Source organism: Bradyrhizobium rifense, from assembly GCF_008123425.1.
Classification (GTDB): domain Bacteria; phylum Pseudomonadota; class Alphaproteobacteria; order Rhizobiales; family Xanthobacteraceae; genus Bradyrhizobium; species Bradyrhizobium rifense.
This window is the reverse complement of the sequence record NZ_VSSS01000065.1, coordinates 1-25,515: the sequence shown is the minus strand read 5'-3', so window position 1 is coordinate 25,515 and position 25,515 is coordinate 1. Positions and strand designations below refer to the sequence as shown.

Sequence of the window (25,515 nt, the reverse complement as noted above, 5' to 3'; positions counted from 1 at the left end):
TGAGATGCGTCCAGAAAAGCCGAGCAATTACAGCTATGTTGACAGACACCCCTTCCTCGTCACGCTGCGATGGCGTTCTCGCCGCTCCCCTCCACATCCGTCGCAAGGGCCTTCTCCACTTCCGCCAATTGCCGGCGCTTCTCGATGAGCTCGGCGGCGAAGGCGAAGTCGCCGTCCTCGCGCGCCTGATACGAGGCGAGCCTACGACGTGTATCCGCGAGACGCTGACGATAGCGCTCCCGCTCGCCCTCGAAGTCGTCGAGCGCGTGTTCGAGACGCGAGATCGCGCCGAGCGGCGTGACCGTGACAGGCAGCTCGACCTCTGCTCCCGCGCCGGTGCGTAGCAGCACGGTGCAGTAGCGGTAACCGTCGCCGCCGAAGCGTTCGCCGGAATATTCGAGGTCAAAGCCGCCGATCGTGGCGATCACAATCTCGCCCTCCTGCTGGAGCTGCACGAGGGTCAGGATTTCCTTCATCAGTGCGCGGCCGGTCTCCTTGCGCTCGACATAGCGCTTGCCGGCCACGCTCGCGGCGAAGGCGTCGGCGGCCGTCGCAACGCGGCGTTCAATATCGTTGCCGACATCTACGATCCGCCGCGTGCAGAACTCGATGTCACGCTCCGCGTCGCGGATCTGCCGGCGGACGGTGTGCTGATCATCGATATGCGCCGCGCGGAGACGTTCCAGCCGCGCGATGTCGGCTTCCAGTCCCGCCTTCTGCATCAGCCGTTGGTCGCCGCTCGCGATCGCCTTGGCCATCGCAAACTGGTTGGCCTGACCTTCGCCGAGGTCCTCGAGCCGGCGAATCGACGTATCGCCGGAGAGCGCCGCGGCGATGAAGCGGGCCTTGCGTTCGTTGTTCTGCCACATGCTCGCGTCGAGCGACCCCTCCGTGGCATAGGCGAAGATCTCGATGACATCGTGCTGATTGCCCTGCCGCTCGATGCGGCCCTCGCGCTGCGCGATCTGCGACGGCAGCCACGGCACGTCGAGGTGGTGGAGCGCCTTCAGCCGAAGCTGCGCGTTGACGCCAGTCCCCATCGTGTCGGAGGAGCCGATCAGGAAGCGGACCTTGCCGGCGCGCACGTCGCCGAACAGGCGCTGCTTGGCCTCGGACTTCCTGAAGTCCTGCATAAAGGCGATCTCGGATGCCGGCACACCCATGCGGACCAGCTCGTCCCTGATCCAGCGATAGGCCGAGAAGCCGCGTGTCTTCTCGACGCTGATGGTGCCGAGATCGGAGAAGATCATCTGCGCGGCGCCCGACAGCTCGTAGGGCTTGCCGTCCGCGCGCACGTAGCTGTTGTCCGATGTTTCCTTCCAGATGCGGAAGGCGTTGGCGACGAGCAGGTTCAGCTTGTTGTCCGGCTCGTTGTCGCTACCTGGATCGACCAGACGCAAATCGATTGCGGCATGGCGGCCATCGGTAATGACGGAGAGCAGGATGTCGTCGCCCGGCTCCGGCGGCCGGTCGCGCATCTCGATTGCCTTGATCCGCGCGTCTAGCAGGGACTGGTAGCGCCTGAAAGCCGGGGTTGGCTTTGCGGTCAGGATCTGCCGCTTGCCCGTCGAGATGGCCGGGACCTTCACGTGCTGCCGCAGGTCCTCCGGCGTCATCACGTCGGCGAAGGACCGGAACATGGCGATCAGCTCGGGGACATTGACGAAGGTCGCAAAGCGTGTGACCGGCTTGTATTTGCCGGACGGCTGAAGCTCGAGCTCGGTCGAGACGTCGCCGAAGGTCGAGGCCCAGGCATCGAACTCGTGCAACCCGCGATCCAAAAGCGCCGCGTAGCCGAGATAACGCTGCACCGAGAACATCTCGCCGAGCGTGTTGGTGATCGGCGTGCCGGAGGCGAGCACCAGCGCTCGGCCGGGGTTCTTTGTCGCGATGAAGCGGGACTTTACATAGAGGTCCCAGGCGCGCTGCGAGCCGTTGGGATCGACGCCCTTCAGCGTCGACATGTTGGTGGCGAAGGACAGCTTGCGGAACTCCTGCGCCTCGTCGACGATGATCTGGTCGACGCCGATCTCGGAGATGGTGAGGAGATCGTCCTTGCGGGTGGCGAGCGCTTCGAGCCGTTCCTTCAATCCCTCCTTCAGCCGCTCGAGCCTTTTGCGCGAGACCCGGTCGTCGCTCTCGACCTTGCTGAGCAGTTGCTCGTAGAGCTCGAGCTCATCCTGGATCATCTGCTGCTCGAACGCGGACGGCACGCCGATGAAGCGGAAGGCGGAATGGGTAATGATGATCGCATCCCAAGTCGCGGTCGCGGCGCGCGATAGGAAGCGATGCCGCTTGTCCTTGGTAAAGTTGGTCTCGTCGGCGACGAGGATGCGCGCGCCCGGATAGAGCGCCAGGAACTCACGCGCGGCCTGCGCCAGGCAGTGGCCGGGAACGACCAGCATGGCCTTGGCAACCAGGCCAAGGCGGCGCTGCTCCATGATGGCAGCCGCCATCGTCATCGTCTTGCCGGCGCCCACGGCATGGGCGAGATAGGTCGCGCCCGAGGCGATGATGCGCCAGATGCCACGCTTCTGATGCTCGTAGAGAACGAATGCGCCCGAGGCGCCCGGCAGCTTCAGGTGCGAGCCGTCGAAGGCGCGCGGCACGATGTTGTTGAACCGGTCGTTGTAGACCCGCGCCAGGCGATCGGTTCGATCAGGATCGGACCAGATCCAGTTCTGGAAGGCGGTCTTGATCTTGTGCAGCTTCTCCTTCGCCGCCTCGGTATCGATGACGTTGAGGACACGGCGCTCGCTGTCGCCGTCCTTGATGGTGTCGAAGATCTGGGGCACCGAGGAATTGAGCGCATCGGAGAGAAGCTGGCCGGCGTGCCGCCGCTCGGTGCCCCATTCGGAGGTGCCCGCGGCCATCCAGCCGAGCTGGCGGGCTTCCACGGTCCACGATGCCAGTTCCGGCATGTGGTGGATCTTGATCTCCGCGCCTATCGTCTCCTTGACGAAGACGACGATGTCGGCGGCGGGGATCCACGGAGCGCCGAGACGCGCGGTGATATCTGATGGCCGGAGGTCGAGGGGTTGCACCTCCCGCAGGGCCGCCACATTGCGCTCATATTCGCGGTCGAGCGCGGCCGCGGCCTGCGCCGCCGCGAGCTTCGATCGAACCGCGCCTGAAAGATAGGCGTCGGCGGTTTGCCAGGAGCCGTCGGCCGGATCGCGGAAGATGGCGCTGCGGAGATCGGCGATCACGTCGTCCGCATCGCGATGCACGAGCTCGGCGATGTGATCGGGATCGACATGGCCGCGCTCGTTGAGCACGACGGCCAGCGCGTCAGCGGCGCTGGTGATGACGGGCGGCGCCGGCGGAGCGAGCACCCGTTCGGTGAAAATCGGGCCCGGCCGTGCCGTATCGGATTCGAGGTCGTAGTCCTCGATCGACGCGACGAGCCAGCAATCGGGATCATCGAGAAAGGGCTGGAGGTTCGGCCGGCGGTGTGTCTCGCGGACCTCGCCGGTTTCTGGATCTTCCGTTGTCGAGACGACGGTCGTGTTGATCGGGCCGAAGGCGCGGACGAAGTTCGACCAGGCGATGCGTAAGCGGACCTGCGCGTCCTTCCACGGTTGGTCGAGCTCCTGGTATTTCAGCACCTCGCGCACCGCATCGCGGATCGGGATCAGCTTCTGGATGATCCGGGCATGCTTTTCCGGAATGCCGTCGGCGCTGCGGCCCTTGCGCACCGCAACAGGGACTGGCTCCCCGTCGAGGATCTGCGTCAGGCCATGCCGGTGATCCAGGAGGTAGCTGCCCTCGCGCGCCGTGAGGCTCGCGGAGCTATCCGGCTTCGCCGGCACGACCTCGTCCTCGCCGTCAGAGTCGATCGCCTCCTGTTCGCCGTCATAGATGGCGTCGGGAAGGAGGGTGATCGCCTCGGCCAGTACGGGCGCGAGGTCCTCGCCCGCCTTGGGAAGACAGGTGTAGGTCTCTCCGAACGGACCGGAGGTCAGCGCGTGCGCGCCGAGCACAAGACCAGGATGGTGCGCAAACCAGCGGTTGACGCGAACGGCGCCCTCATCCTCCGTCGCCGGGCGCACTTCCTCGAGCTCGAGCCAGGACAGGTCGCCTTCCGGCTCGCCGTGCTTGCGCCGGCGGAAGAACAGGATGTCGACCACGACGTCGGTGCCGGCATCGGCGCGGAAGCTGCCTTCCGGCAAGCGGATCGCACCGAGGAGATCGGCATGCTCAACGATCAGCTCGCGCGCGGAGCCATCCGCCTTGTCCATCGTGCCGTGCGAGGTGACGAAGGCGGCGAGCCCGCCCGGCTTCAACAGCTTGATCGCCTTGACGATGAAATAGTCATGGAGCCGCAGGCCGAGCGACCGCAGCGCGCGATCCGAGCGGACGGTGCGATCGGAGAAGGGCGGATTGCCGATCGCAAGGTCGAACCTCGCCGGTAGATCGGCGCGCGCGAAATCGCCGGTGACGATCCGCGCCCGCGGCTGCAGCAACCGGGCGATGCGCGCCGTGACGGGATCGAGCTCGACGCCCGTGACGTGCGAGATATGGCGTAGCGGTTCGGGCATCAGTGCCGGAAACAGGCCGGTGCCGATCCCGGGCTCGAGCACACGTCCGCCGCGCCAGCCGAGCCGCAGCAATGCCGCCCAGATCGCCCGCACGATGAACTCCGGCGTGAAATGGGCGTACTGGGTACAGCGCGCGAGCGAGGCGTAGTCAACATCATCGACCGCGTCCTCCAGATCGGCGCCGATCGCGTCCCAGCCCTTCGCGAACTCGGTCTCGCCCGGCCGGCGGAAGATGCCATTGGCAAGCTCCGACGCGCCGAAGCCGGTAAAGCGGATCAGTCGCCGCTGCTCCTCAATCGTCGCGGGCCGCTGCTCGGCCTCGACCTGTGAGGCGAGCCGGACCGCCGCAACATTGTCGCGGGCGCGCTGCTTCCAGTTCCTTGCGAGGCCGCGCGCATCAGCAAGGTAGAAATTGTCGCAGCGCTTGCGCGAGCCGGCCGGGGAGGGCTGCGTCCACGAGACCGCCGGCCCTGCGGGGACCGACGGCGACGGCGGCGGATCGTCACCATGATCGTCGTCGCCGCCGGGATCGGGGCCGAACGCAGTAACGCCGAGGCCGAGGCCCGATGAAAGGGCGGTGTTGCCGAAGAGGTCGAGGGTGAAAGGATCGTCATGCGCCATTTGGAAATGTCCTTCTGCTGGGCGCGCGCAGTCGTCCGCCGGCGCGGGCTGCGACGGAGGGCATGGGCGCTTGCGGGTTTGACGGAGAGCCGGCGCCAGGGCCGGATGCGGGAATGCGAAGCCCGGCGCGTGGCCGGGCTGCTCGCAGGTCGGGAAGGGAAGGGCGAGGCTAGGCCGCGACCGTCTCCGGCAGATGGCGCAGCTGCACCGGCAGCTTGGCCGCGATCTCCGCCTCCGCCAGGTCGTCGAGAAGCTTCAGGACGGTGCCGCGCTGGCCGGCGTAGACGAGCACGGTGCGGCGACCGCGCATGGGCGCGGGCCAGCGTTCGCCGGCATAGCCGCGATAGTCGTCATGCGTGCTCGACCAGATGTGCTCAAGCCGCTCGTCGCGCGTCATGGCGCGGACCGGCCGCGATTCGCGCTCGATGATCTCTGCCTTCATCCGCTCCGGCGAACCGGGGGCCGACAAGTCGCAATAGCCGTGGATCCAGCGTCGCCTGCCATCGATGGTGAGCGCGAAGAAGATGCTGGTGACGCTGCCGGTCATAAATTCGCGCATCGCGAACATGTCGGCGCGCATCCATAGCGGCGGCAGGATCTCGAGCATATAATCATGATCGCATTCTGCGATCTCGAACCACTCGCCCGCAAAGAGATGCGGGGCGTCGCCTTCGGCCATTGCCGGATCGCCGCGATGGCGGTGGAACATGCGGTACATCTCGGGGCGGGTTGCGACGCCTTCGAAGACTTTGCGGATGGTGAGTGAGGTGTGCATCGGCGGCTCCTTTTCAGCCTGACCGGGCTGAAGCGCGAGCGATCCGCCTGATCTCCTCATCGCTTCAGTCCTTCGTCACACCTCCTCGGCAGCCGCCTCTCCGGTCCGGCGGGTCAAGGGCCGCGGCACGCGGGCGAAGCTTCACCCTTGACGCGCCGGCCGGGCATGCGGCAGCGATCCTCGCTTTTTCTCATTCCTCATATTCGCTCGCCTTCGCGCGGACGACATACAGCACGGGACCATGCCGTATTGCCTTCCTGTCCACCTCCGATTCGGGCGGCGCTGAGGTCTTCGTTCCAATCGTCGGTGAGCGGCTGCGACCGCAGGAAACGAGAGCCGGCCTCGTCCGCGATCTCCCGAATCCGACGGGCGTAGACTTCGCCCTGCCGATTGTTATCGGTCGCGGCGACAATGACGGCATTGGCGCGCCCGGCCAAAGCGCGGACCGCCGTCTCTGTTGCCGGCGCCCATCCCCCGCCCGTGCTGATATACAGAGTGTCATCACGCAGCTCTTCGAGAGCGGCAAGGCTCATCGCATCGACTGCGGCTTCCGTCACACAGATGCGCAAGGAATCCGCGGAACCCAGGCGGAACAGCTCTTTCGTACCGCCCGTCGCAAACCCGCGCCAGCTCCGGCCACGCTCCTCCCAGCCAGTGATGACGCCGACCGAATTGCTGTGTGCCGCCCACATGCTGCCTTGCGGGCCCTCGCGAAGTCGTCCTTCGCCAATGGCAGCGACGATGATCCGTTCGGGGATATGCCGCTCGTCGACCAGGTAGCGCCAGCTCGCGGAGCCGGGCCGAGGTTCGGATCGGCGACACCAACGCTGCGCGATCGAGGCGAGCGGTTTTGGACTTGCGGTCGGCCGCCAGGCGGGCGCGCTGGGCACGAAGCCGACGACGCCGGAAACACGATCACACGCGTCAGCGAATCCAACGGCGCCAAGATGTTGGGCGAGCGAAAACACGTCCCCTTTCGCCGGCGACAGGGGATCGAACCAGCCGCGGCCCTGGTGGATGACGATGATGATGTTGGTGTCGCGGCGATACTTGATCGCACGGCGGGTACTTTCCTTGAGATCGACCTTCCAGCCGTCTTTCTCCAGCAGGGCTGCGCAGCCAACATTTTCGCGCAGCTCTTCGATTTCTCTCTTGTCCATTGTTTGCACCGGCGTCGCGCACGCGGCGTCCGGCCCCTTGTTCTGTTGGTCTCACTTGTTCCTGGCCTTGCGGCACATCCCCGAACGGCCGCGAAGCCTGCCGAATGCAAGGGCGCGCGTACAAGCTGTCGAATTTGTCAGATACCTGGGCGCGGCGAAGCTTCCCTTGCAGCCGGCATGGCGCCAGCGGCAACCGGTCACCCGGCTCAATGAGCCGGGCACCAGGGGTCATATTCATGGACGATGGCGTCCTGGTCGCCGTCGTATTCGCTGGAGACCATCACACCGAATTCGCTCTCAGCCTGGAAAAGTATGACAGGCACCATCAGCGTGCGGGCCAGATCGAAGGCGTGGTTCTGAGCGAGGGTGAGATTGTGCGACATTGAAAGGCTCCCGTCTTGCGGCGGGGACCATCCCCGCTCGACAGGCGCCGACGTGTTCGGGGGTGGCTGCGGTCACCTCGCAGGCGAAGCCGAAGAGGTCGCACGCTTGCGTAGCGAACCCCTTGCGGGTTGATCGTGGAAGGCCGCACCAGAACCAAGGAAAGCCCATTCGAGAGCGGGGTTGGTCCATCACCGAAAAGCATGGCGAGCCAGCGCGCACATCTTTCGTCCATCGGACGCAGTGTTAGTCTGATTGACAGCGAGAACTGCCGCCGTCCTTTTGTCGGGAGCGAAAGTGGATTTGCCCACCTGGAGGTTGCTCTGCGAAAGGTCCGACGCGAATATACGGTAGCTTTCGATGACTCAGCCGCTGTCTTGTTCGGGGACTCGGGCCGTTTCGCGTCAGGGATGGCAGCCCGTAAAGGGGGAAGACCCGCTCGCGGGGCTTCAGCGCAGCCTCCAGCCCGGCCCGCAGGGCGACGCCCACTTTCTTCGCAGTCAGAGGCGCACAACACCCTATAGTTTCGGAGACCGCTTGTTGAGCACCCTCAATGGCTTTCATCACCGGTATTAACATTCTGAATCGAGAGGCCTGATCGATTCGATAAATTAATTGGACGGCGGTTTCGACAGTTGCGATTCTTGCGCATGTCCGAACTCACAGTGCCATACCTCGTGCTCCAACGGTGCGATCCGGCCTCCAATATGGCGAGGTTCTATGTCCTCACGATCGAACCGACTCTGTTCGGTGATACGGCGCTGGTGCGCGAATGGGGGCGTCTCGGCCAACGCGGCCGCCGGCGGATGGATCTGTTTGCCGGGAGGGTCCAGGCCGTCGAAGCGCTCGAGGCTTGGCTCGCCCGCAAAGCACGCCGTGGTTATGTACCAAAGGATCCCGCGCCCTGAGTGCGACCGCCCAGTCTCCCATCCCGATTGAACGGTCGATGCTGGGCACATCTTACAAGCCGAACAGCTGTTTTGCGCTTACGGGAGCAATCCCTGTCGAAACGCAAGCGCCACAGCGTGTGAAAGGTCGATGCAGCGAGATTTCGCCTGGCATTGTCCAAATGAAACTTCACGCCTCGCGGTTTGATACCGAGAAGCTCAGCTACATCTTGCATTGTCTTGCCGTCAGAAATCCAACCGAGACACTGCCGCTCGCGCTGAGTCAGCGCGCAACCCTGCTGCTCGTTCGGGATCGTGCATCCAACTCTAGCGGCACTCACATGTGCATGGTATGTGTGCCCTACCATTTCCAACATGTCCTGCGAGGTCTCGATGAAACGTTCGAGTCCCAGGCTGCGCTCGTCCACCGCCAACGTAAACGCCGCGAACTGGTTCTGACTCGAGGGAATGCGAACCGTGAGGCCAGTCCTGATCTTGAAGCTGAGTGCATCGTCAAACAGACGGCGCTCTTTCGCCGACTTTGCGCTTCGCGCCTCACGTCCATCCCACAGGAACACACGGCTCGTGTTTCGCGGCTCCTGAAGAACGGGATCGATGTTGTGATAGCCTTCGCGGAAATAGTGGCTGGTCCAGCTCTTCGGATAAGATGAGATCAGATGGGGGCCATTCGCGCGCTGCCCAAAATAGGCGAACCACCGGAATCCCAAGGCATGTGCGGTTCGTTCCGCGATGCGCCGAAAATCATCTTCCGTACAGGCAGAATGAAGACAATCGACCAACTCGTTGCATGTTCTTTTGAGATCTTTCATTGCGTTACTTCAGTCACTTCTTAGTTCCCACAACGCGAACAATTTGACGATTCGCGCTCGACGTGCAGTCCGTAATGCGACGTTGCGGCAGCTTTGCGGCACGAACAATTCGATATTGCCGGCCTCAGAACTACAGCGGCAAACGCGAAAATACAGACAGAGGAAGGACAACCTCCGACCGAGTCACCCAGGGAACAATTTTTCTCCATTCATAGAGGTGAAGGAATTCCATTCCTTGCGCTGTCAGATATGCGCGTCACGAGTTTATAGAGTTTCCAAAGTTAGTCGCGCCCTGCGAATACGGTTCGCGCGCCGACGATCCATAGCGCCCTGTCAGAACTGACAGCGCAACGCCGTGACCGCGGCTGCTTTCTTGATCTCGAAGCTGTGATTCGTAAGTTTGAGGTTAAGAATGAAGGTCATTGTGCGTAGCCGTGCGGCACTCCTGCACGACTCCGAACTAACGCTGGGAATGCATCGCCTGCGAAGGCGCGTGTTCAAGGATCGGCTCGACTGGGAGGTCTCTGTTTCCAACGGATTGGAGATCGATCAGTACGACACCTTCAAGCCGACATATCTGCTGGCACTCGAGCAGACCGACGTCGTGGGTTGTGTTCGCCTACTGCCGACCACTGGGCGCAACATGCTCGCGGATACGTTCCCGGTGTTGCTGGATGGCAACCCGGCGCCGAAAGCGACCACAATTTGGGAGAGCTCGCGCTTTTGCGTTGACACCAAGAGTGTGGCGGCAACCGCAGAGAACGGTCTGCGCAAGGCGACGTTCCTGCTGTTTGCGGCCATGATCGAATGGGGTCAGCAGCGCGACCTTCAGGCCATCGCAACGGTCACTGATCTGCGCATGGAACGCATCCTGCGCCGGGCCGGATGGCATCTCGACCGCCTCGGCACGCCTCGTCAAATCGGGCCGACGAAAGCCGTCGCTGGATTGTTGCCCATCACCGCAGAGGCTCTCGGCGCGATCCGAGCGGCCGGGCAGATTTCAGGGGGTGCGATTGACGCGCCATCAAGCCTGGCGATCGCCGCCTAGCATCCAACGTCTTCGGCTCCTGACAAGAAGGCTCTCAAGCATGGATCCAGCTGCATTCGCAGCCCTGGTCGAACGATGCGCCCCCACGGCAATGGTTCGGCCGCTGACGGCAATCGTCCGGCAGGCGAGCTCGTTCGAGCCGCTGCTGATCACGATTCAGGGGCGCAAATCGATTCCGATTCAGGCAACCGACCGTGACGAAGCCATCCAGCTCGCAACCGAGGCCATCGCGACCGGCCAGCAGGTCCGAACGGGTCTCGGTCAACTTGATGCGGAGGAAACACGAAACGCCGGGCTGACGGCTAGTACCACCTTCGATCCGTGCCAGCACATTGCCGGGCTTGGCAGACTGTTCGATGCGCGACTGCAAACGGCGAGCATAAAACGCGCAGACCGCGACCAGGCGATTGCCGAGGTTGTCGCGAGCTTCGCGCCGAACACATCCGGTCACGTCTCGGAGCCTCGCATCGAGCCGATGGCGACCACCGATCGCAATCGCCCCACCGGCGATACGGCGATCAATCCACCCGCAGCCTCTGCCAGCGAGCGCCGGCCCTGGGACGTTTATCGCTCGCGAATAGGCACGTCAGCCTTTGTTTACGAACGATGAGGATCGCCGTTTTTCATCTCAACTCAATACCGCGGTCCGGGCTGGGTCCGGCTGCAGTGCCAATCGGAGCCGTGCCATGACTTCTCCTCTTAAACACTCCGCTGCCCTCCTTTGCATGGGGGCCGTCCTCAGCGTCGCGTTGGTTGAGCCGGCGTTTGCGCAGACCGCGAATATCGAAGGCGTGCTGCAGAACATCGTCAACATGCTGACCGGCAACGTCGCCCGCCTGCTGGCAACGCTGGCCGTCATCATCGTCGGCATTGCCTGGATGTTCGGTTACCTCGATCTGCGCAAGGCCGCCTACGTCGTGCTCGGCGTCGCCATTACCTTCGGCGCCTCCGAGGTGGTCTCGACCTTGACCGGGGGGCATTGATGATCGAGGCCCCGCGTCTCACGGAGGACACCTTGTTCCTGGCCTGCACGCGTCCGGCCATGATTGCTGGCGTCACCATGGAAGCCATGGCGCTCAATGTGATGTTTTCCTGCATCCTGTTTCTAGTAGCTGGCAGCATTCTCTACGGCTTGGTCGCGGTTCCGATCCATGGTCTTTGCCGCATCATCTGCCGCCACGACCCCAACATGTTCCGGATTCTGCTTGCCTGGATCGAAACGCGAGGGCGCACGCGCAACGCGTCATTTTGGGGCGGATCGTCCTGCACGCCGCTCAAGCTCGTTCGGCGATATCGAACAAGAGAACTTGGCTATGCGTAACGCAGCGCTGAAGACCCGAGAGATCGGGCCTGACGTCTACCTGCCGTTCGGCCGGCATGTCACGGATACGGTGATCAGTCTCACGACACGAGCGCTGCTCACGACGATCAGGCTTGACGGCACTTCGTTCGAAACCGCCGAGACGGCGGATCTGAACGACCTTCACGCCAAGCTGAACCTCACGCTGCGCAACGTGGCGGATCCACGGCTGGCGCTATGGGCCCATCTGGTGCGCCGTCGAACGTCGGACTACCCGGTCGGTACGTTCCGCTCGACATTTGCAGCCGCACTTGACGCGCAATATCGCGACCGGCTTCGTCACGAGGCGCTCTTTCGCAACGATCTCTATCTGACGCTGGTCTGGCATCCCGGCCGCGCCACCACGGACGTCGCCGCGGCGTTCTTCAAGCAGCTTGGCCGACGCGCTGCGCAATCCGTCGAAGTCGACAACGACGCCTTGAAGCGGCTCGAGGATGCCAGGCGCGACATGGTCGCGGCCCTGGAGCGTTACGGTGCCCAGACCATGGGATTAGTCGAGCGCAACGGGATCGTGTTTTCAGAACCCATGGAACTGCTTCACGCCATCACAAGCGGGGAGTGGCTCCCGGTACCATTGCCGCAAGGGCCGATCGGCCCCGCGCTCTATTCGAATCGTGTCATCTTCGGCCGCGAAGCCATCGAAATCCGGGGTGCCGGCGGATCGCGCTTCGCTGGCATGTTCGGGATCAAGGAATATCCAGCGTCCACCAGACCTGGGCTGTTGAACGCACTGCTTTCCGCGCCGTTCGAGATCATCCTCACGCAATCTTTTGCGTTTCTCTCAAAAGCCGACGCTAAGACCGTTCTGACGCGCAAGCAGAACCAGCTGGTCTCGGCGCAGGATCCGGCGGCCTCGCAAATCGACGAACTCGCTGATGCGCTCGACGATCTCGAATCCAACAGATTCGCGCTCGGCGATCATCACCTCTCGCTGCTGATCTATGCGGAGACGCCTTCCCAGCTACAGGGATATATGAGCCTGGCGCGACGTGCACTGGCCGATGCCGGTAGCGTGGTCGCGCGCGAAGATCTTGGACTTGAAGCCGCTTATTGGGCGCAGCTGCCCGGTCTGTTCAAATATCGGGCACGTACTGGGGCGATCAGCTCCCGCAATTTCGCGGCTTTCTCCCCGTTCCACACCTATCCCACCGGAAGGGCTGCCGACAACCATTGGGGTCCGGCGGTTGCGATGCTCAAAACAGCCTCCGGCTCGCCGTTCTACTTCTCGTTCCATCACGGCGATCTCGGCAACACCTTCATCTGCGGTCCGTCCGGGTCCGGCAAGACGGTCGTACAGAACTTCCTGCTGTCGCAGGCCGAGCGGCTCGGGGCCACCTATGTCTTCTTCGACAAAGACCGTGGCGCAGAGATTTTCGTCCGCGCCGCCGGCGGGACCTATCTGACACTCCATAATGGCCTTGCGACCGGCTGCGCGCCGCTCAAGGCCTTGGAGCTGACGCCAGCGAATCTGTTCTTCCTCGGCGCACTCATCCGGAAACTCGTCACGCCGGAAAACCGGCCGCTGACGGTGACCGAGGAGGAGCGGATCGATTCCGGGTTACGAGCTCTGGGTCATCTGCGGCAGGCAGAGCGCTCGTTCGGGGCGCTGCGGGCCTTTCTCGGCCAGCAAGATCGCGAAGGCATTGGCGCACGGTTGGAGCGATGGTGCCGGGGCGCGCCTTTCGGCTGGGTGCTCGATGGCGAGCAGGATGCCATCGGGTTAGAGGCCGGGTTCATCGGGTTCGACATGACCGATCTCCTCGATCATCCGGCCGTTCGCACGCCGCTGATGATGTATCTCTTCCATCGGGTCGAGCGGCTGATCGACGGCCGCCGCCTGATCATCGACATCGACGAGTTCTGGAAGGCGCTCGGCGACGAGGCATTTCGGGATCTCGCCAACAACAAGCTGAAAACCATCCGCAAGCAGAATGGCGTCATGGTGTTCGGCACGCAGTCGCCACGCGATGCGCTGGCCTCGCCGATCGCGCACACCATTGTCGAGCAATGCCCGACGCAAATCTTCCTTCCGAACGCGAGGGGAACACGAACGGACTATGTCGATGGCTTCCATCTGACTGACACTGAATTCCGCCTGATCAAGGAGGAGCTCGCGCCCGAGAGCCGGCGGTTTCTCGTCAAGCAGGGCCACAACTCGGTCGTGGCGGAACTTGATCTAGGCGGTTTCGACGACGCCCTTGCCGTGCTGTCAGGGCGGACGGAAACGGTCGAACTGCTCGATCGCATTCGCAGCGAGGTCGGCGGCGATGCGGCCCAATGGCTGCCGGTATTTCACGCGGAGCGGAGGAAAGTTCGATGATGGTTCAGCGCATGGCGGCGATGCTTGCCTCCGCGTCAGTCGCAGCCCTCCTGATCGCGTCTCCGGCAGCAGCCGAAATTGTGTTCGACCCCAACGTCTTCGCGCGGCAATTCGAGCAACTGACGGAGCTGAAGAAGCAGGTCGATACCCTGACGTCGCAGCTCAAGGTGGCGCAGGATCAATTGAACCAGGCCAAGCAGCTCTACGACAGTTTTAATAAGCGGACCAACGCCAACGACATCGGTTCGCTCTTGAACACACCGCAGTTCCGGAAAACTCTGCCCCAACAGTTCTCAGACATCGAACGTCTCGTCGTCGCGGGGCAGGGCGGGGGCAACTTTGCCGACGCGATCGACCACTATCTGTCCCAGAACCGCGCATATGCTGGCAACAGCGGCAATTCGTATTACCAGAGCGAGCTCGACCGGATCGCGCGACCGGCGCCAAGCACTCCATGGGCCAGGCAGTCTATGACGCGGCTTCGCAGCGTATCGATGCACTTGAGGAACTCAGAACTCGCATCAGTTCGGCGACCGACGTCAAGGAGACATTGGATTTGTCAGCCCGGCTGCAGGCCGAACAGGCGCTGCTGCAGAACGATGTGCTCCGGATGCAGGGCCTCGCGATGATCCAGCAGGCTCGCACAGACATGGACGGGCAACGGGAGCGCGAAAAGCAGCGTCAACTGGTCGATGAAATGAAAGCGGCGCTGCAATGAGACTGAGAGCATCCATTCTGCTGATCGCTGTTGCCGCCGCTCTTACGGGTTGTAACGAATCCGATACGACCCAGCAGACGAAGACCGTCAGCTGGTTTTTCGAGCATCGGGACGAGCTTCAAGCAACGCTCAAGGCGTGCCGCGATAACCCAGGCGAACGTGGGAACACGCCCGACTGCGTCAACGCGAATGAAGCGCGTAACAAGGTCACCATCCAAGAAATGAAAGACGCCCTGAAGTAAGGACCGCCGCCATGGCCATAAACGTCTTTGACAGTTTCCTGAAGGAATTCGAGCAACCCATTACGGCCTTCGTGTCGACCTCCGTGTCGAATCTCGCGTCGTACATCGATGGCCCGCTGCGCGTCGCCGTGATGCTCTATGTGGTCCTCTACGGTTTTGCTGTGATGCGCGGCGCGATTTCCGAACCGATCATGGAATTCGCATGGCGGGCCATGCGGATCGTGGTCGTGGTTCTGCTCGCGACCAATTCTAACGCGTTCCAGCAATACGTCACGGGCCTGTTCTTCGACTCCTTGCCCAAGGAAATCGGCAATGCGTTAGCGGGCTCAGGACTAAATACCAGCTCCGGAGCTCCTTTCGATCAGCTTCTCTCTAAAGGGATCGACGTTGCGAACAAGATCTACGAACAAGCCGGTCTGACCAACATCGCGCCGGCGCTGATTGCCGCCATTCTCCTGGTCTTCGTGGCGGTTGGTTCTTTCTTGCAGTTTGCCATCCTGCTTTACGCGAAAGTTGGTCTTGGCGTCGTCATAGCGCTCGGACCGATCTTCATTGCGCTGGGGCTATTTGAGGCGACGCGGCCGTTTACGGAAGCCTGGCTTCGGCAGGTCGCGAATTTCGTAATCCTGTTGGTGCTGGTGGTCGCGCTGGTCGGACTGATGTTAAGCACCGTCAGCGGCTTCATCGACAGGTTCGCAGCCAATGCGGGCACAGCCGGCGAGATGGTAGTGGCCGCAGTTGCGATTAGCGCCGTGCTCGGTCTGTCCGGATACATCTCGCTGCAACTGCCGATCATCGCAGGCGGTCTTGCCGGGGGTGGAGCATCGCTCGCAAGCCGGCTGGTCACAAGTCCCCTGATTGCCAATGCCACGGCGGCAGCGGGCGGCGCCTACGCCGGCGCCCGCTGGTCGGCGAGCCGCGGTCTCGCCGCAGTCAGAGGCAGCCGGCAGGGCGGCAGTATGCGGCGGGTCCGATCCCAGGGCACTACAGCGTAAGCAAAGATCGCCGCATCAGGCGACAAGAAAGACAGGGGCATCAGAACGATGTGGCGTCGACTATTCATCATTTGCGTTATCGCATGGCAGCTTGGGGGTTGCGCGAACTGGTCAAAGGGGCCGCCGTCCTGTGACGGTTTGACACGCCGACCGCTCAATCGTTCACTTTGGGATTGGGAGAACGGCACGCCATTGGCCGCGCCCGAGCCGCCAATTCCGCCGTCGGCGCCAGCACCCATCATCCGCAAAGGCGAGGCCGGCCCGTCCGCGCCATCCAGCCATACCGCCAATTCGAGCTCTCGGTTGGACATTGCAGCCTCTTACCGTGCCTGCGGCAGGGAGGCGTGAGATGGTCCGGCAGGATGATCTGAAGACCTATTTCGACAACGCGCGCCGGTGGGAACAGGATCTGTTGCTGTCGGCCCATCGTTCGCGCCGAACGGCATGGGTGATCGCCGCGGGTGCCTGTGTATTGGCGGCCGCCTCGGTCGGTGCGGTCGCAGCCCTTGCGCCACTCAAAACAGTCGAGCCGTTCGTCATCCGGGTCGATAATGCCACCGGCATTGTTGATACGGTCTCCGCGCTCAAATCGACGCCGGCGCGCTACGATGAGGCCGTGACCAAGTATTTTCTCGGACGCTACGTTCGTGCGCGCGAGGGCTACAGCTATCCGGAGGCGGAATCCAACTTTCGAACCATCTCCTTGCTGTCCGGGGCGGGCGAGCAAGCCCGTTTCGCGGCATGGTACCGCGGCTCCAATCCCGAAAGCCCGCAGGTCGTCCAAGGCCGCTTCGGGGTCGCCACCGTACGCATCAAGGCGATCTCGCTGCTGGCCGACAATGTCGCATCCGTGCGGTTCATGAAGGAGAGCCGCAAGGGCGAGGAAACCCGCATCACCCATTGGGTCTCGACGCTGACGTTCTCCTACGCCAGCGCGCCAATGTCCTCCGCCGACCGTCTCATTAATCCCCTCGGCTTTCTGGTTTCGGAATATCGCGCCGACCCGGAGGTCGTGCCATGAAACGTTCCGTCCTTTTGATGATCTTTGCGCTGGCATTCCCTGGGCCGGCGCTGGCACTGCAGCAGCCCGCACCTGGTCAACGCGACGCGCGCGTGCGCACGGTCACTTACGATCCGGCCAACGTGGTGCGGGTCAACGGCGTCATCCGGGCCTCAACCCAGATTTTGTTTGCTGATGACGAGGAGGTCGCGCATGTCGCGATCGGCGACTCCGTCGCATGGGAAGTCGCACCGGCGGGTTCGATCCTATTCCTCAAGCCTCGGGAAAAGCATCCGCCGACCAATCTGCAGGTTGTGACCACCCGCCCCGACGGCCGCAAGCGCTCTTACCAGTTCGAACTGTCGATCGCCGAGACCACGCTTGCGGACAGTTATTTCGTTGTGCGCTTCGCCTATCCCGGTGACGAGATTGAGCGCCGACGCATGGAAGCGGCCGCGCGTGGCGCCGAGCGGGAAGGCGCGCTGATCGAGCAGACCTTCGACTTGCATCATGCCTATGGGGCGCGCAACTGGCGCTTTTCGGCGCAGGGATCGGTCGACCTCGAGCCGGAAGCCGTGTTCGATGACGGCAAGGAGACCACTTTCCGCTTCGCGGGCAACCGCGAAGTTCCGGCGATCTACCTGATCAACTCAGACGGCTCGGAAAGCCTGGTGCCCAAGGACGTCCGCGGCGAGCTCGTGGTCGTCCATGCCACAGCACGAGAGTTTCGGCTGCGCAAAGGAGGCAACGTGCTCTGCATTTTTAACGAGGCATTCGACGCGGTGGGGATCAACCCCGGTACCAATACCACCAGCCCCTCGATCGAGCGGCGGGCGAAGAAATCACCTCCATCCCTGAAGTCACGATAGGCGGGCGCGACATGACCGAGCATCACGATGAGACGATTGCCGGCGACCGCGGCATTACCCCCGTGGGAGGCGGGGACAATGGTCGAGCGGCGATGCTCAAGCGCGGCTTCGGCGCGCTGGCGCTGACCGCTTTTGCCTTTCTAATCATCTGGAGCACCTGGAAGAGCGATAAGCCAGTGAGCGATTCCGCCCGCAAGCTCATGATCCGGCCGGCGGCGGCGTTCGAGCCCGCACCGGAACCGCCGTCCGCACCAATCATCACGGCTTCAATTGCAGCCACGCCGGTCGCAGCTGCGCCAGCGGCGCCGGCACCCGCCTCCGACCAGCTGCTGGAGAGCGCCCGGCGCGCCCCAGTGCTGGCGTATAATAGGCCGATTTCTTCCGGGCCTCCCGCCCGCGATAGCGTGACCGGAAGTGTCATTGCCGATCCCTATGGGTTTGGACGGGGCGAGCCGCGCAACGACCTTGCCGACAAGCTGAAACCTACGCCGATCGATGGCGTACGCGCCGCGCGGCTTCCCAACCGCAATCTGCTGGTCACCCAGGGTACTTCAATTCCGTGCGTACTGGAGACTGCGATGTCGTCTGATGTGGCCGGCTTCGTCTCCTGCGTCGTCATACGGGACGTGATGTCGGATTCCGGCAACGTGGTGCTCATGGAAAAAGGCACGCAGGTCGTTGGCGAGTATCGCGGCAATATGCGGCGCGGCTCAAAGCGCCTGTTCGTGCTGTGGACCCGCGCCAAGACGCCGACCGGCGTGATTGCAGCACTGTCATCGCCGGCCACCGATGCGCTGGGCCGCGCCGGCTTCGACGGCGACATTGACACCCACTTCTTTGAGCGGTTCGGGTCGGCGCTCCTGCTCTCGATCGTCAGCGATGCCTCATCGATCGGTCGTCAGCAGATGCAGGACGGCTCCATCCAGATCAACAACACCGCGGGCGCTACCAACACCGCCGCCGCTATTGCGGTTGAGCAGTCGATCAACATCCCGCCGACGCTGAACAAGAACCAGGGCGAACTCGTGAACATCTTTGTTGCGCGCGACGTCGATTTCTCCTCGGTCTACCAACTTCGGCGAATTGAGGCCCGGACCCAGATTCTCGACCGCACCATCCCTGGAACCATCGTGGCCCCGGCCGTGGTGACGAAATGAGCGCGGGTGCATCGAGCGAACGCGACGGTGGCCGCCTGGTCCTGGAGCGCTATCTGGAGCCGCTGGCACCATACCTGGCGGACGAGACCCTGACCGAAATCGTCGTCAACCGCCCGGGCGAGATCTTCGTGGAAGGGCCGGGCGGTTGGACCCGCCATGACGCGCCGACGTTGACGCACGCTTATCTGTCGCATCTGGCGACTGCCGCGGCCGGTCATACCCGCCAGGACATCGGTCCGGAGCATCCGGTCGTCTCGACCAGCTTGATCGGCGAGGAGCGCTGTCAGATCGTGGTCCCGCCGGCTGTGCCGCCCGGGACGATCAGCCTGACAATCCGCAAGCCATCGACCCTGACCATGACGCTTGACGCCTTCGAGCAGGCAAGACTGTTCGACGAGGTCCGTGTCACGGGGAATGAGCTCCGCCCTGACGAGCATCGCTTGCTTGCCCTGAAAGAGGCCGGCGCCTGGCGCGAGTTCCTCGAGCTCGCGGTGCGGAGCCGCCGCAACATTCTCATTTCTGGAGCGACCGGCTCCGGCAAAACCACCCTGTCCAAGGCGCTGATCGCGGCGATCCCGGCGCATGAGCGGCTCATCACGATCGAGGACACCGCCGAGCTTGTCATCCCGCACCAGAATTGCGTGCGGCTGCTCTATGCCAAGGACGGGCAGGGCGTCGCCAGGATCGGACCGCGCGAACTGCTCGAGTCGTGCTTGCGGATGCGGCCAGATCGGATCCTGCTGCAGGAGCTTCGGGATGGGATCGCGTTCTTCTATTTGAGGAATGTGAACTCCGGACATCCGGGGTCCATCACGACGGTCCACGCCGATAGCGCCCGGCTCGCCTTCGAGCAACTGACCTTGTTGGTGAAGGAAAGTGCGGAAGGCCGTGACCTTCATCGCGACGATATCCGCTCGCTCCTGCTGCTTCTGGTCGACGTCGTCGTCCAGATGCAGAAGCGAGACGGCCGGTACCGCATCTCGGAAATCTATTATGACCCCGTTCGCAAACGCGACCACGCCCACTAGGTTCGCGCTCGGTACTGCGCTTGCGGTCGGCGCAATCGGGCTGTTTCTGCTGGTCGCCTCAAATATTCTGCTGCTCGGGCTCAGGCATCACGACGGAGGCATCCATTGGTCCGAGATCGCCACGGGCTGGCCCCGGTACGGCACTGACCCACGCTTTGACCGCTGGCTGACGCTCTCAACTCTAGCCGGGGTGATCGTCGTCTTTGGCCTGCTCGGCGCTATCCTCCGGCAGCGACCTCTGCCGCTTCATGGCAGCGCCCGTTTCGCCTTGGAGCGCGAGATCAAGGCCGCCGGCCTGCGATCCAAGGAAGGCGTGCTGCTCGGCCGCAAGGACGGCAAACTGCTCTGTTTTGGCGGATCGGAACACGTGCTGATCTACGCGCCAACTCGCGCCGGCAAAGGTGTCGGCTATGTCATTCCGAACCTGCTCAATTGGCCGGATTCAGTTGTCGTGCTGGATGTGAAGAAGGAGAACTGGGATTGCTCGGCGGGATTTCGTGCAGCGCATGGGCAAGAGGTCCATCTGTTCGACCCGCTCGAGGAGAGCGGCCGCACGGCGCGCTATAATCCATTAGGTTATGTGCGCAGCGATCCCGCCGATCTCTATGACGATTTGCAGCGCATCGCGGTGATGCTGTTTCCGGCCGAAAGCCGTGGCGATCCGTTCTGGTTCGAGGCGGCACGGTCGGCTTTTGTGGCTGTCGGAGGCTATGTCGCGGAAACGCCAGGCTTGCCCTTGACGATTGGCGAGATCCTGCACCAGTTGTCCGCGGCCCCTGACCTCAAGACGCATTTCGCGAAGACTATCGCCGCTCGCAAGTCCGGTCCTTCGCCACTGTCGCGACATTGTGTCACCGCGTTGAACGACTTTCTCGCCGCCTCCGAAAACACCATGAATTCGGTGCGCAAGACCGTTACCGCAAGGCTCGGTCTCTGGCTCAACCCCCGCATCGATGCAGCGACATCGACCAACGATTTTGATTTGCGGCAGCTGCGGCAACGGCCGATGTCGATCTATCTCGGCGTCACGCCAGACAATCTCGACCGCATGGCGCCGCTTCTCAATCTGTTCTTCCAGCAGGTGGTCGATCTCAATACTCGCGAACTGCCGGAGCAGAATTCCAAACTCAATCGCAAGGTGCTGCTCTTGCTCGATGAGTTTCCAGCGCTGGGCAATGTCAATGTGCTTGCGAAATCGGTCGCGTTCATCGCCGGATACGGCATCCGCCTTCTCACCGTGATACAGAGCCCAGCGCAACTGCGCGCGATCTACGGCATCGATGCCGCCCGCAACTTCATAACGAACCACGCCGTCGAGGTCGTCTTCGCCCCGAAGGAGCAGGACGTGGCCAATGAGCTCTCAGAGCGCATCGGCTACGACACCGTGAAGGCGCGCAGCCGCAGCGGACCAAAAGGGCTTGCGACGCGCTCGACCAGCGAGACGATCTCCGAGCATCGTCGCGCCCTGATGTTGCCGCAGGAATTGAAACTCTTGCCTAGGTCCAAGGCCTTCATCCTAGCCTCGGGGCTGCCGCCCGTCATCACCGACAAGATCGTGTATTACGAAGACAAGGCTTTCCTGCGGCGTCTGCTCCCGCCGCCTGTTTCGGAGATGCCCAAAGGCCGTTCGAATGCGCTGATTGAGGCAGAGATCAAAGAGCTTCGGTCCGAAGTCGCTGAGCTCCGCATGGTATTTCGGTCGCGACCGATGACCGACGAGGAGGTCGCCGATCCTTCGACGATCCCTGCCGACGCAAGTTTCGATTTCGGGGACGTGGATATCGACCTTGAAGGCCTCTCCGAAGACGACCTGAAAGCCTGGACCCTGAACTACATCGACGCTCAGGTCATTCCGCCGCCGCGGCGGACCGGCCGCAGGCAGAAGGGTGAGCAGCATGAACGACAAGCATGACTCTGGCGAGGAATTCAGCCTGGGGCGGCAACGTCGCGCGGGGCGCGCTTCCGCCCGAGAAAAGGGAGAAGACGAGTCCATAGCAACAGCCCCCAACAAGCCTTCATCCGCGGAGGTCACCGATAGTGGGTTTCCGGACCGTATCCGTCGGAAATATTACGTGGTCGCCAGCGAATCCGGAAAGGATGGATCTGACCGCGAGGCGCGGCTCTATGCCGATGAGCGGAAAGAGTACCTCGCGTTCAAGACGACTGACGATCGCCTGGTCACCCGCATAGCTGCCGCCGAAGTGATCCGAGACATGGTCAGCGTGGCACAACATCGCCAGTGGGACGCCCTTCACGTCCGTGGTTCCGTCGAGTTCCGACGCGAGGCTTGGCTCGAGGCACGCGCGCACTTCATGGATGTGAAGGGGTATCAGCCAACTGAGCTTGATAACCAGGCGCTCGCTGATCGACGAGCGGCATGGGAACGAGCCCAGGCCCGGACCAACGAGGTAGACGCTCGCTCGACTCCGGACAAGCCGCTGCGGCCAGATAGGCTCGACTACGACAAGGGTGTTTCCGGACGTCTGATGGAGGTCGGTCATGGCGCCTACCGCAACCGCCCCGACGCGGAGCCATCAACCTATATAGCCATCGAACTGGATGATGGCCGGCGCCATCAGTTGTGGGGCGTCGGCCTTGAAAAGGACGTCGCAGACAGTGGCGGCAAGCCTGGCGACCGCATCCTTATGCGCAGGGAAGGCGTCGAGCCCGTCATCAGGGCGATCAAGTTCACAGACGCCGCCACAGGCCTTGCTGGCATTGAACGGCGGCAGATGTGGCGCAACAGGTGGAGTGTGACCGTGGAGGCACGCCGTGCAGACCGACCGGCGGCTGCGCATGATTCCGACCTGCTCGCGGCCCAATCCCAGATTGTCATCATCAACAAGCTTCTCGAACGCGCTCTGCCGAACGATGAAAATGCTCGCCAGAGCATTATGGCGTTCGCCAAGGAGCGCATCGCCCAGCATCTAAAGAACGGGCATTCGTTTGCGCGAGCGACGGTTCTAGAACCTGTTCAGGACCGTCACCGACCGGGAACCCAGAAAGGCGAGGCGCGTGAAGGGCGGCTAAGAATGAAGGAGCAAGAACGCTGACTTTTCCGTTCCACATGTAGGGCTACTGCAGCGTAGGCTGGTCGTCTCGATCGGCGACGTTGCGGCGTCTTTCTGCGACCGGCCCGCCCTTACCGCAACCGGTGAACTCGATTTCTCCGATGACGGATTGGAGCGAGAGTTTAATTCTTTCAATTAGTTAGATGGCGGCGTGTGCACGACGTGTGCGCCGAGAGATCAAAGAAAATCTAGCGAAGATTGCGTTGGCCATCGCGATAGAAGTGGATTGCTATCCCGAGAAGCGTCGTCGGCCTGAGAGCCAAGTGATGGGAAAGGGGTTTGCATCTTGACCTGCAACTTGGAAGCGCCTTGTCAGAGTTCGGCGCTGGGCGGATCACCGCTCCTCCTCACCAACAGCGCTATGCCCTGGAAGTTTTTGTACTTTCCGGGGGAGATGATGTTGCCTCTTATCGAAGCTACGGTCGCTAGCTACGCTTTCGCTGATTGACCTCTACATCTACCATTGGCTCACTCACGAAAGGCGTGATTATCGAGATCTAGGACCGCTCTCGACGCGAAGCAGACATTCGATCCATGAAATCGGCTACGGGCCGAGGACAGACATGAAAGAAAACCCGCGACGCATTTTGGTCAGCCCAGTACCCAATGTTAGTGTTTAGTATCGGAGGCCAGGAACGACCGTAACTCATCGAGAAACCGCACCAAAGCCGGCTCGCCTTCAAGCATGATGTGGTTCCGGCCCTCGAGCGGAACGAAGCGGGCGCCCGGAATCCCCGCGGCCAGTCGGCGGCCGGCTTCGAACGGCACCCTCGCGTCGTTGCGGCAGTGCATGACGAGAGTGGGTACCTTGACCTGCGGAAGCAGCGAACTGATTTCCACGTTGCCATTCGCCAAAAGATTGCGCGCGGCGTCTTCGGCTGAGCTCGAGATCCGCTGGAACTCGTTGAACCAGTCAGCCTGCTCCTTGTTCGCGTCCGGAATAAACTGGGATGTGAACATCTGCCTGAAGGCTGGATTCTCTTGCCCCCATCCCAGCCGCATCAGCGTCAACATCGCATCTCCGGCCGCCTTCTCCGCCTCGGTCCTGGCGCGCTTCTTCCAGCCGACGGCGTAACCTCCGTAGAGAATTAGATGCGACACCCGCTCCGGACGCCGCACCGCGTAGGCGATCGAAACCGCGCATCCCTGCGATATGCCCAGCAGCGCGAACCGTCCGATGCCCGCGGCGTCGACCACCGTTTCGAGGTCGTCCACGAACCGCTCGAATGTAACGTCCGGGACCTCACGATCCGACAGCCCATTTCCCCTTGCGTCGTATCGGACGAAATCGTGCTCGCGGGACAATTCCTGATAAAGATGGCGCCAGATCGGACTTTCGAAGTCGAATTCGATGTGGGTCATCCAGTGCCCGGTCTTTACCAGCGGATGCCCCTGGCCCATCCGGGCGTAGGCCAGCTGCACGCCGTCGCGGGTCTGGCAGAAGTGGATTTCCTGCTTGTGGCTAACGGTCGACGTCGCCACCGTTTCGTCCGCAGACGAGAGAATCGCGGCGTCCGGAATTGCCTCGATGTCCTTGGCAGTGAGCCCGAACACGCCGACCGCACGCGAGATATTCTTTACGGCCTGCTCGCCCAGATCGGCGAAGGCCATCGACAGCTTATCTCGGATCTGGTCGTTCGCCGCCCTTGATATGCATACTCCGCCGGGTTCGCAGAGCGTTTCCAGGCGCGCCGCGATGTTGACGCCGTCGCCGAAGATATCGTCGCCGTCGATAATGATGTCGCCGACGTTGATCCCAATCCGGAATACGATCTGTCGCTCCGCAGCGACGCCTGCGTTGCGCCCGACCATAGTGTGCTGGATCTTGACCGCGCAGGCGACTGCATCCACGACGCTGGCAAATTCCACGAGCATCCCGTCGCCGGTGGTTTTGACGATGCGGCCGTGGTGCTCGGAAATGCCGCAGTCGACCAGTTCGCGGCGGTGTGATTTGAGGGAATTGAGAGTCCCAATCTCGTCGACGCCCATCAGTCGGCTATAGCCGACCACGTCCGCCGCTAGAATGGCTGCAAGCCGGCGCTGCATGGCCCCTTGCCCTCTCGTGTCACTACTAGTCTGCCCGCAATCAGTGGCCGCGACAAGGCCGCAGCGGGCCGTCTGCGGACGTCTGCTGTCGGCTCCAACCGGCCTTTGCCATCGGTAACGTCCAGTTATCGAGACTTAAGACCGTCTCGGCGCGAAGCAGACATTTGATACAAAGCCAAGTTCGCCATCGGGCAACGCTACGTCGCGATGGGCCAGCAGGCGAAACCACGGCCCGCGACAACAGACCCCAACGGGCTCCAATCTAAGAGAAAATGAAGTGGAGAAGGTAGAGCGAGAACCCGACCACGAAGACGCCCACGGCCACTGAAAGCCATAATAGGAGTTTATCATCGTACATTTGGTGACCTGGATGGTGAAATCCGACTCGTCGATCAATCATTTAGCGGAAGTCGACGAACCTCGCTCGATAAAGCCTTTTGCGAGTGCGTGATAGATACCCTCCTCG

Annotated in this window: 21 protein-coding genes and 1 pseudogene; 16 read left to right on the top strand and 6 right to left on the bottom strand. The window is 62.4% G+C overall.

Annotated elements, in window-relative coordinates:
* Positions 1-59: 59 nt before the first annotated feature.
* From FXB40_RS37645 to FXB40_RS48375, 4 genes are all read right to left on the bottom strand, one after another.
* Positions 60-5,162, bottom strand: coding sequence for an N-6 DNA methylase (locus FXB40_RS37645; protein WP_148777333.1), 5,103 nt, complete (start codon positions 5,160-5,162; stop codon positions 60-62).
* Positions 5,163-5,331: 169 nt separating this feature from the next.
* Entirely contained in the window at positions 5,332-5,937 is a 606-nt protein-coding gene (locus FXB40_RS37640; RefSeq protein ID WP_148777332.1) for a DUF1419 domain-containing protein, read from the bottom strand.
* A gap of 197 nt (positions 5,938-6,134) precedes the next feature.
* Complete coding sequence (locus FXB40_RS37635) at positions 6,135-7,097, bottom strand: DUF3991 and toprim domain-containing protein (RefSeq protein ID WP_148777331.1); 963 nt, start codon at positions 7,095-7,097, stop codon at positions 6,135-6,137.
* 206 nt (positions 7,098-7,303) lie between these two features.
* Positions 7,304-7,480 (bottom strand): hypothetical protein, encoded by a 177-nt coding sequence (locus FXB40_RS48375; RefSeq protein WP_028343048.1) that lies wholly within the window; start codon positions 7,478-7,480, stop codon positions 7,304-7,306.
* A 648-nt stretch (positions 7,481-8,128) separates the two neighbouring features.
* On the opposite strand from FXB40_RS48375, the gene FXB40_RS37630 reads away from it, so the two are divergent.
* Positions 8,129-8,386 carry a WGR domain-containing protein gene (locus tag FXB40_RS37630; protein WP_148777330.1) on the top strand — a complete coding sequence of 86 codons (258 nt, stop codon included), beginning with the start codon at positions 8,129-8,131 and terminating at the stop codon, positions 8,384-8,386.
* Here FXB40_RS37630 and FXB40_RS37625 read toward each other — a convergent pair.
* Positions 8,359-9,195 (bottom strand): helix-turn-helix transcriptional regulator, encoded by an 837-nt coding sequence (locus tag FXB40_RS37625; protein WP_246208230.1) that lies wholly within the window; start codon positions 9,193-9,195, stop codon positions 8,359-8,361. The two genes, FXB40_RS37630 and FXB40_RS37625, sit on opposite strands and share 28 nt — an antisense overlap.
* Positions 9,196-9,607: 412 nt before the next feature.
* Between FXB40_RS37625 and FXB40_RS37620 the strand changes: the two genes are divergently transcribed.
* The 15 genes and pseudogenes from FXB40_RS37620 (at position 9,608) to FXB40_RS37550 (ending at position 22,985) form a co-directional block, all read left to right on the top strand.
* Positions 9,608-10,243: an acyl-homoserine-lactone synthase gene (locus FXB40_RS37620; RefSeq protein WP_148777329.1), complete on the top strand. Its 636-nt coding sequence runs from the start codon at positions 9,608-9,610 to the stop codon at positions 10,241-10,243.
* Positions 10,244-10,283: 40 nt separating this feature from the next.
* Positions 10,284-10,853 (top strand): lysozyme family protein, encoded by a 570-nt coding sequence (locus FXB40_RS37615; RefSeq protein WP_148777328.1) that lies wholly within the window; start codon positions 10,284-10,286, stop codon positions 10,851-10,853.
* A gap of 76 nt (positions 10,854-10,929) precedes the next feature.
* Complete coding sequence (locus FXB40_RS37610) at positions 10,930-11,226, top strand: TrbC/VirB2 family protein (RefSeq protein ID WP_148777327.1); 297 nt, start codon at positions 10,930-10,932, stop codon at positions 11,224-11,226.
* Positions 11,226-11,564 (top strand): VirB3 family type IV secretion system protein, encoded by a 339-nt coding sequence (locus tag FXB40_RS37605; protein WP_148777326.1) that lies wholly within the window; start codon positions 11,226-11,228, stop codon positions 11,562-11,564. The genes FXB40_RS37610 and FXB40_RS37605 overlap by 1 nt, the downstream gene beginning before the upstream one ends.
* On the top strand, positions 11,557-13,923 hold the full coding sequence (locus FXB40_RS37600; RefSeq protein WP_148777325.1) for a VirB4 family type IV secretion/conjugal transfer ATPase: 2,367 nt from the start codon (positions 11,557-11,559) through the stop codon (positions 13,921-13,923). Before FXB40_RS37605 ends, FXB40_RS37600 begins: the two co-directional genes overlap by 8 nt.
* Positions 13,881-14,255: pseudogene (locus tag FXB40_RS50010) on the top strand (type IV secretion system protein); the annotation flags it as partial. The gene FXB40_RS37600 and the pseudogene FXB40_RS50010, both read left to right, overlap by 43 nt.
* 122 nt (positions 14,256-14,377) lie before the next feature.
* On the top strand, positions 14,378-14,641 hold the full coding sequence (locus tag FXB40_RS50005; RefSeq protein WP_283813008.1) for a type IV secretion system protein: 264 nt from the start codon (positions 14,378-14,380) through the stop codon (positions 14,639-14,641).
* Complete coding sequence (locus FXB40_RS37590; protein ID WP_148777324.1) at positions 14,638-14,883, top strand: EexN family lipoprotein; 246 nt, start codon at positions 14,638-14,640, stop codon at positions 14,881-14,883. The genes FXB40_RS50005 and FXB40_RS37590 overlap by 4 nt, the downstream gene beginning before the upstream one ends.
* Before the next feature lie 11 nt (positions 14,884-14,894).
* Positions 14,895-15,878, top strand: coding sequence for a TrbL/VirB6 family protein (locus FXB40_RS37585; protein ID WP_148777323.1), 984 nt, complete (start codon positions 14,895-14,897; stop codon positions 15,876-15,878).
* Between the two features lie 349 nt (positions 15,879-16,227).
* Positions 16,228-16,899 (top strand): VirB8 family type IV secretion system protein, encoded by a 672-nt coding sequence (locus FXB40_RS37575; RefSeq protein ID WP_148777321.1) that lies wholly within the window; start codon positions 16,228-16,230, stop codon positions 16,897-16,899.
* The gene (gene virB9, locus FXB40_RS37570) at positions 16,896-17,747 is read left to right on the top strand and encodes a P-type conjugative transfer protein VirB9 (protein WP_148777320.1); all 852 of its coding nucleotides are present in this window, start codon (positions 16,896-16,898) and stop codon (positions 17,745-17,747) included. The genes FXB40_RS37575 and virB9 overlap by 4 nt, the downstream gene beginning before the upstream one ends.
* A gap of 11 nt (positions 17,748-17,758) precedes the next feature.
* Positions 17,759-18,904 carry a type IV secretion system protein VirB10 gene (virB10, locus tag FXB40_RS37565; protein ID WP_148777319.1) on the top strand — a complete coding sequence of 382 codons (1,146 nt, stop codon included), beginning with the start codon at positions 17,759-17,761 and terminating at the stop codon, positions 18,902-18,904.
* Complete coding sequence (gene virB11, locus FXB40_RS37560; protein ID WP_148777318.1) at positions 18,901-19,932, top strand: P-type DNA transfer ATPase VirB11; 1,032 nt, start codon at positions 18,901-18,903, stop codon at positions 19,930-19,932. The genes virB10 and virB11 overlap by 4 nt, the downstream gene beginning before the upstream one ends.
* Positions 19,898-21,844 carry a type IV secretory system conjugative DNA transfer family protein gene (locus tag FXB40_RS37555; protein ID WP_148777317.1) on the top strand — a complete coding sequence of 649 codons (1,947 nt, stop codon included), beginning with the start codon at positions 19,898-19,900 and terminating at the stop codon, positions 21,842-21,844. Before virB11 ends, FXB40_RS37555 begins: the two co-directional genes overlap by 35 nt.
* On the top strand, positions 21,828-22,985 hold the full coding sequence (locus FXB40_RS37550) for an LPD7 domain-containing protein (protein ID WP_148777316.1): 1,158 nt from the start codon (positions 21,828-21,830) through the stop codon (positions 22,983-22,985). Before FXB40_RS37555 ends, FXB40_RS37550 begins: the two co-directional genes overlap by 17 nt.
* A 627-nt stretch (positions 22,986-23,612) precedes the next feature.
* Here FXB40_RS37550 and FXB40_RS37545 read toward each other — a convergent pair.
* Entirely contained in the window at positions 23,613-25,049 is a 1,437-nt protein-coding gene (locus tag FXB40_RS37545; protein WP_148777315.1) for an alpha/beta fold hydrolase, read from the bottom strand.
* Between the last annotated feature and the right edge of the window lie 466 nt (positions 25,050-25,515).

What these genes read in the sequence shown, in the direction of transcription:
- FXB40_RS37605 (WP_148777326.1), top strand. Translation starts at nt 11,226, where the DNA reads ATGATCGAGGCCCCGCGTCTCACGGAGGACACCTTGTTCCTGGCCTGC.
- FXB40_RS37645 (WP_148777333.1), bottom strand. Translation starts at nt 5,162, where the DNA reads ATGGCGCATGACGATCCTTTCACCCTCGACCTCTTCGGCAACACCGCC.
- FXB40_RS37590 (WP_148777324.1), top strand. Translation starts at nt 14,638, where the DNA reads ATGAGACTGAGAGCATCCATTCTGCTGATCGCTGTTGCCGCCGCTCTT.
- virB9 (WP_148777320.1), top strand. Translation starts at nt 16,896, where the DNA reads ATGAAACGTTCCGTCCTTTTGATGATCTTTGCGCTGGCATTCCCTGGG.
- FXB40_RS37585 (WP_148777323.1), top strand. Translation starts at nt 14,895, where the DNA reads ATGGCCATAAACGTCTTTGACAGTTTCCTGAAGGAATTCGAGCAACCC.
- FXB40_RS37610 (WP_148777327.1), top strand. Translation starts at nt 10,930, where the DNA reads ATGACTTCTCCTCTTAAACACTCCGCTGCCCTCCTTTGCATGGGGGCC.
- FXB40_RS50005 (WP_283813008.1), top strand. Translation starts at nt 14,378, where the DNA reads ATGGGCCAGGCAGTCTATGACGCGGCTTCGCAGCGTATCGATGCACTT.
- FXB40_RS37545 (WP_148777315.1), bottom strand. Translation starts at nt 25,049, where the DNA reads ATGCAGCGCCGGCTTGCAGCCATTCTAGCGGCGGACGTGGTCGGCTAT.
- virB10 (WP_148777319.1), top strand. Translation starts at nt 17,759, where the DNA reads ATGACCGAGCATCACGATGAGACGATTGCCGGCGACCGCGGCATTACC.
- FXB40_RS37550 (WP_148777316.1), top strand. Translation starts at nt 21,828, where the DNA reads ATGAACGACAAGCATGACTCTGGCGAGGAATTCAGCCTGGGGCGGCAA.
- FXB40_RS37575 (WP_148777321.1), top strand. Translation starts at nt 16,228, where the DNA reads ATGGTCCGGCAGGATGATCTGAAGACCTATTTCGACAACGCGCGCCGG.
- FXB40_RS37630 (WP_148777330.1), top strand. Translation starts at nt 8,129, where the DNA reads ATGTCCGAACTCACAGTGCCATACCTCGTGCTCCAACGGTGCGATCCG.
- FXB40_RS37625 (WP_246208230.1), bottom strand. Translation starts at nt 9,195, where the DNA reads ATGAAAGATCTCAAAAGAACATGCAACGAGTTGGTCGATTGTCTTCAT.
- FXB40_RS48375 (WP_028343048.1), bottom strand. Translation starts at nt 7,480, where the DNA reads ATGTCGCACAATCTCACCCTCGCTCAGAACCACGCCTTCGATCTGGCC.
- FXB40_RS37635 (WP_148777331.1), bottom strand. Translation starts at nt 7,097, where the DNA reads ATGGACAAGAGAGAAATCGAAGAGCTGCGCGAAAATGTTGGCTGCGCA.
- FXB40_RS37620 (WP_148777329.1), top strand. Translation starts at nt 9,608, where the DNA reads ATGAAGGTCATTGTGCGTAGCCGTGCGGCACTCCTGCACGACTCCGAA.
- FXB40_RS37600 (WP_148777325.1), top strand. Translation starts at nt 11,557, where the DNA reads ATGCGTAACGCAGCGCTGAAGACCCGAGAGATCGGGCCTGACGTCTAC.
- FXB40_RS37640 (WP_148777332.1), bottom strand. Translation starts at nt 5,937, where the DNA reads ATGCACACCTCACTCACCATCCGCAAAGTCTTCGAAGGCGTCGCAACC.
- FXB40_RS37615 (WP_148777328.1), top strand. Translation starts at nt 10,284, where the DNA reads ATGGATCCAGCTGCATTCGCAGCCCTGGTCGAACGATGCGCCCCCACG.
- virB11 (WP_148777318.1), top strand. Translation starts at nt 18,901, where the DNA reads ATGAGCGCGGGTGCATCGAGCGAACGCGACGGTGGCCGCCTGGTCCTG.
- FXB40_RS37555 (WP_148777317.1), top strand. Translation starts at nt 19,898, where the DNA reads ATGACCCCGTTCGCAAACGCGACCACGCCCACTAGGTTCGCGCTCGGT.